Raw genomic sequence first — 5,343 nt, 5'->3', positions numbered from 1 at the left:
GCGGCGGGCGGCTCCGGCCCGGGTCCGGTGTCGGGGAAGGGCGAGCAGGCCGGGGTGTCCGGTGCGTCGCGGAGCTCGGAGCATCCCGCGGGGTGATCGCTGTCGCCATCCGCCACAATGATGCGGACAGCGATCCTCCGGTTGGACAGAAGCGATCAGGCCCGGAGATCTAGGGAACCCCAGAAAGCGGAACATCTATGGACCTCGGCGTGCGCTGGAAACTGCACGGCGACGGGCGTACGCCCGCACCCGGAGCAGTGGTACGCCCGGACGAACGGCTCTCCTGGCCGCGGACCGCCGGGCTCGGCGCGCAGCACGTGGTCGCCATGTTCGGCGCCTCGTTCGTGGCTCCCATCCTGATGGGCCTGGACCCGAACCTGGCGATCATGATGTCGGGCGTCGCGACGATCATCTTCCTGCTGGTGACCCGCGGCCGGGTGCCCAGTTACCTCGGCTGCTCGCTCTCCTTCGTGGGCGTCGCCGCGGTGATCCGCGCCCAGGGCGGCTCCAGCGCCACCGTCACCGGCGCGGTGTTCTGCGTCGGCGTGGCGCTCTTCCTGGTGGGTCTGGCGGTCCAGAGGTTCGGCGCCCGCATCATCCACGCGGCGATGCCGCCGGTGGTGACCGGCGCCGTCGTGATGCTGATCGGCTTCAACCTGGCCCCGGTCACCGCCACCACGTACTGGCCGCAGGACCAGTGGGTGGCGCTGCTGACCATGCTGTTCACCGGCTTCGCGGTGATCGCCCTGCGCGGTTTCTGGTCCCGCGTCGCGATCTTCCTGGGCCTGATCTTCGGCTACGGGATCTCCTGGCTGTTCGACGCGGTCCTGGGGCAGATCCACTCCGCCAACGCCGCCGGTGAGGTCGTCGACCACTGGCGTCTGGACCTCTCCGGGGTCGAGAAGGCCGCCTGGTTCGGCCTGCCCGACTTCCACGGTCCGGCGTTCGACTGGTCCGCGATCCTGGTGGCGCTGCCCGTGGTGATCGCCCTGATCGCCGAGAACACCGGCCACATCAAGGCCGTCGGCGAGATGACCGGCGACCCGATGGACGACAAGCTGGGCAAGGCGATCTCCGCCGACGGCATCGGCTCGATGCTGTCCACCGCGGTGGGCGGCCCGCCGAACACCACCTACTCCGAGAACATCGGCGTGATGGCGGCGACCCGGGTCTATTCGACGGCCGCCTACTGGGCCGCCGCCTGCTTCGCCCTGCTGTTCGGCCTGTGCCCCAAGTTCGGCGCGGTCGTGGCGGCGATCCCGGGCGGCGTCCTGGGCGGCATCACGGTGATCCTCTACGGCATGATCGGCCTGCTGGGCGCGCAGATCTGGCTCAACGGCGGGGTCGACCTGCGCAACCCGCTCAACCTGGTGCCGGCCGCGGCGGGCATCATCATCGGCGTCGGCAACGTCTCCATGAAGATCACCGACACCTTCACCCTGAGCGGCATCGCGCTGGGCACCCTGGTCGTCATCACCGGCTACCACGCGCTGCGCGTGTTCGCCCCGGCCCACATGAAGACGCAGGAGCCGCTGCTCGACGAGGGCACCTCCCGCTACGACGCCGGCTCCTCCCCGGAGGGCGAGGACGGCGAGGGCGGTCAGCGCGCCAGTTCGTAGGCGTAGTCGGGACTGAAGGCTCCTGCCCGGCCCCGGCAGCCGTCGGACTCGCCGGGCAGCTTCACCCACAGATAGGCGTCGACACGGGCCTCGCCCGGGGAGAGCGCGGGCGCCCGGCCGACCTTCCGGCCGGCCGGGTCGCACCACTTCCCCTCGGGCGGAGGCCCGTTGCCGTTGCGGCTGGTGTCGATCACCGCGCCGTGGCTCGCCGGAGCGTCCATCGCGTCCAGCACCTCGCGGACGTACCGGACCTCGTCCGCGGTGGCGCGGAAGTTGGAGACGTTGCTGAAGATCCCGTCCGAGGACTGCGGCGAGGCCGCGCCCGCCCGGCGCAGCAGCGCGGCCTGCTGGGCGGCGGAGTTCCAGCCGGAGTGCCCGGCGTCGTAGTAGACGCGGGCGCGGGGCGCGACCCGCTTGACGACCCGCCCGGCCCGGGCCAGCGAGGCGAAGCGGTCCGCCCGGTCGCTCTCGGAGAGGCAGTGCGACTGGGCGATCGCGTCGGGCTCCAGGATCACGATCACCTCGCCGGTGCCGAGGCCGGAGGCGAACCGGTCGATCCACCCGTCGTAGGCGCCGAGGTCCTGGGCACCGCCGGCCGAGTGCTGCCCGCAGTCCCGGTCCGGGACGGTGTAGGCCACCAGCACCGGCACCCGGCCCTGGGCGGCGGCGCGCGAGGTCACGGCGCGGACCCGGTCGGCGACCGTGGTGGCGTTCGGGTCGGCGAACCAGACGGCGGCGGGGCGGGAGGCGATCCGCTGCGCGATCACCGGGCGGCGCCGGTCCTGCGGGTTCTGCCGCACCCACTCCCCCACCTGGGAGTCCGGGTGCAGGTAGAGCCGCCCGCCTCCGGCGGCCCGCGGCGAAGGGCTCGGCTCCGACCGCGGCGAGGAGGTCGACGCGATCTGCGGCGGGGCGGACGGGGACGCCGTGCGTTCCTTGGGCGAGGGCGCGGCCACCGCGTCCGTCCGCCCGTCGGGAGGCGGGGGCGGGGTGTCCGAGGCGGCCTGGGCCACCAGGCCCGCCGTCAGGGCGACGGCGGCCACCCCGGCGGACACCGCGAGCAGGAGCCCTCTGCGGCGCCGGGCGCGTCGCTGCGGTGGCTGCCCCGCCTGACCCGATCGGTCCACGAGTGGTGCTCCCCCACGTGCTGAGTTGCTCCGGCGTCATCGGGCCGTGGCCCGCGTTCCCCCGCAGGGAGGAAGCGACCGGCACGGCGGCCTCGCGGTCAGCCTAGGACTGCGACCCTGCTCCCATGGCCCGGATGACGAAAATGTCGCCCCCCTTTGACACGGTGGGCTGCGCACCGGTACGCGCGGTTGACGCCGTGCTCGAACGGCTGCGCGCGCTGGACGTCTCGCTGCACCCGCGGGACGGCGTCGCCGTCTTCAACCGGGTGTACCTGACGGTGACCTCGGAGTTCGCCGAACTGCTCGGCGACGGCCGCTTCCCCGACCGCCGGTCGGCGTCCGCGCTCGGCACGCTGTTCGCCGAGCGCTACCTGGCGGTCGCCGACACCGACCGCGGTGGCGGCCGGCTGCCGGCCTGCTGGCGCCCGCTGTTCCGGCTGCGCGGTCATCCGGGCGTGCGGCCGGTGCAGTTCGCGCTGGCGGGCATCAACGCGCACATCGGGCACGACCTGGTGCTGGCCGTGGTGGACACCTGCCGGGCGGTGGGCTGCCGCCCGGCCGACCTGGAGGACGAGTTCGAGCGGGTCGGCGACCTCCTCGCATCCCTGGAGGAGCGGGTGCGCGAGGAGCTGATGCCCGGGCCGGACCTGTTCCAGGTCGCCGACCCGCTGACGCACCTGGCGGGCGCCTGGAGCCTGGACAGGGCCCGGGACACCACCTGGTCGATGGCCCGGGCCCTGTGGGCGCTGCGGCGGACGCCGGAGCTGGCCGAGGAGTTCACCGGGCGGCTGGACGCGGCCGTCGGGGTGGTGGGCCGGATGCTCCTCACCCCGCTCGACCGCTGACCGCGCCGCCGCGGGGCCCTCGGCCGGCCCTCCTCAGTCCTCCGGCAGCTCGACCGGGGCGATCTCGTCGAAGACGTCGCCCGGGCCCGGGTTGGTCGGGTCGGTCTCGCCGCCGAGGTGGCGCATCACGCCCCACACCGCGTTGAGCGCGGTCTGCACGGCGCCCTCGGCCCAGCCGGCCGTCCAGGAGATGTCGTCGCCCGCGAGGAACAGGCCGCGCCGGTCCTCGGGCAGCCGGTCCTGCACGAAGTGGGTGAACAGGCGGCGCTGGTAGCGGTAGTGGCCGGGCAGGTTGGCCTTGAACGCGCCCATGAAGTAGGGCTCGTTCTCCCAGGAGACGGTGACCGGGTTGCCGACGATGTGGCTGCGGATGTCGAGGTTCGGGTAGATCTCGCCGAGCGACTTCAGCATGACCTCCATCCGCTCGTGGGCGGACAGCGGCAGCCACTTGAGGCTGTCGTCGCACCAGGTGTAGGAGAGGCAGATGGCCGCCTGGCCGTCCGGGCCGTTGTCCAGCAGGTAGGTGCCGCGGGTCATCCGGTCGGTGAGGGTCATCGACATCAGGTCGCGGCCCGTCTGCGGGTCCTTGTCCCGCCAGAACGGCCGGTCCACCGGCACGAACAGCTTGCTGGACTCCATGTAGTGGGTGCGCTCGACGGCGGTCCAGTGGTCGATCGGCAGCAGCGCGTCGTCGCAACTGATCTTGGAGAGCAGCATCCAGGACTGGGCGGTGAACACCGCCGCCCGGTAGGTGCGGATGTCGCCGTCCGCGTCGGTGACGGTGATCCGGTTGCCGGCCGTGCGGTGCAGCCGGGTGACCGCGGGGCGGGGTTCGCCGGCCGGGTGCAGGGAGCTCAGCGAGGTGCCGTAGGGCCAGTGGACGATCTTCTCCGGCTCCCGGGTCCACAGCCGCAGCGGCAGCTGCTGGGAGCCGCCCACGATGCCGCGGTGGTGGTCGTCGGCCTCGGTGTAGACGACGCGGAGGATCTCCAGGATGGAGTTGGGGAAGTCGGTGTCCCAGCCGCCGGTACCGAAGCCGACCTGGCCGAAGATCTCCCGGTCGCGGAAGGAGGAGAAGGCCGGGGAGTCGCAGAGGAAGCCGTAGAAGGTCTGGTTGTCCAGCTTCTCGACCAGGCGGGCCCAGATCTCGCGGATGCGCGGGACGTCGCGTTCGCGGATCGCGCGGTTCATGTCGGAGAAGTCCGCGCCCTCCTCCAGGCACCGGGCCCAGGCGTCGGCGACCCTGCGGTACACCTCGGGCAGGTCCTCGGCCGACTCCGCGTAGTGCGACTCGCCCTTGAGGTCGACCACCGTCGAGGGGGTGCAGGGGGCCAGCGGGTTGGGGAACGGCGTGGTCTCCAGGCCGACCAGGTCGATGTAGTGCTGGAGCGCGGTCGAGCTGGGCGGGAAGCGCATCGCGCCGAGCTCCGCCGTCAGGCCGGGGTCGCAGCCGTCGAAGCCGACGGTGCGCAGGCGCCCGCCGAGCTGGTCAGCCTCGTAGACGACGGGCTTGAGGCCCATCTTCATCAGCTCGTAGGCGGTGACCAGGCCGGACAGACCGCCGCCGATGACGGCCACCTCGGTGCCGTGCTCGGTGGCGGGCACCTGGCCGAGTCCTGCCGGGTGGGCCAGGTAGTCGTCGTAGGCGTAGGGGAAGTCCGGGCCGAACATGGTGACCGGGGGCAGCCCGTCACCGGGGTGCGGGACGGCGGTGGGCACGGTGGACGTCATCGGGTACGGACTCCTGTGGAC

General features: G+C 72.7%; 4 protein-coding genes. 2 read left to right on the top strand and 2 right to left on the bottom strand.

Features of this window, described 5'->3' with window-relative positions:
* The first annotated feature begins 197 nt into the window (after nucleotides 1–197).
* A complete protein-coding gene (locus tag ACOV8S_RS29375) occupies nucleotides 198–1,619 on the top strand; it encodes a uracil-xanthine permease family protein (protein WP_448321519.1) in 1,422 nt (473 codons plus the stop codon).
* Here the strand turns inward: ACOV8S_RS29375 and ACOV8S_RS29370 are convergent.
* Nucleotides 1,601–2,683, bottom strand: a complete 1,083-nt coding sequence (locus ACOV8S_RS29370; RefSeq protein ID WP_448321556.1) for a glycoside hydrolase family 6 protein — start codon at nucleotides 2,681–2,683, stop codon at nucleotides 1,601–1,603. The two genes, ACOV8S_RS29375 and ACOV8S_RS29370, sit on opposite strands and share 19 nt — an antisense overlap.
* Nucleotides 2,684–2,880: 197 nt before the next feature.
* Here ACOV8S_RS29370 and ACOV8S_RS29365 point away from each other — a divergent pair, with 197 nt between their 5' ends.
* A complete protein-coding gene (locus ACOV8S_RS29365; RefSeq protein WP_448321518.1) occupies nucleotides 2,881–3,591 on the top strand; it encodes a DUF5995 family protein in 711 nt (236 codons plus the stop codon).
* Between the two features lie 33 nt (nucleotides 3,592–3,624).
* On the opposite strand, the gene ACOV8S_RS29360 is transcribed toward ACOV8S_RS29365, so the two are convergent.
* The gene (locus ACOV8S_RS29360) at nucleotides 3,625–5,322 is read right to left on the bottom strand and encodes a flavin monoamine oxidase family protein (RefSeq protein ID WP_448321517.1); all 1,698 of its coding nucleotides are present in this window, start codon (nucleotides 5,320–5,322) and stop codon (nucleotides 3,625–3,627) included.
* Nucleotides 5,323–5,343 lie beyond the last annotated feature (21 nt).

Source organism: Streptomyces sp. CO7 (assembly GCF_053474865.1).
Note: the sequence above shows the minus strand (reverse complement) of the source record. Positions and strands in the feature narration are given on the sequence as shown.

What these genes read in the sequence shown, in the direction of transcription:
- ACOV8S_RS29375 (WP_448321519.1), top strand. Translation starts at nt 198, where the DNA reads ATGGACCTCGGCGTGCGCTGGAAACTGCACGGCGACGGGCGTACGCCC.
- ACOV8S_RS29360 (WP_448321517.1), bottom strand. Translation starts at nt 5,322, where the DNA reads ATGACGTCCACCGTGCCCACCGCCGTCCCGCACCCCGGTGACGGGCTG.
- ACOV8S_RS29365 (WP_448321518.1), top strand. Translation starts at nt 2,881, where the DNA reads ATGACGAAAATGTCGCCCCCCTTTGACACGGTGGGCTGCGCACCGGTA.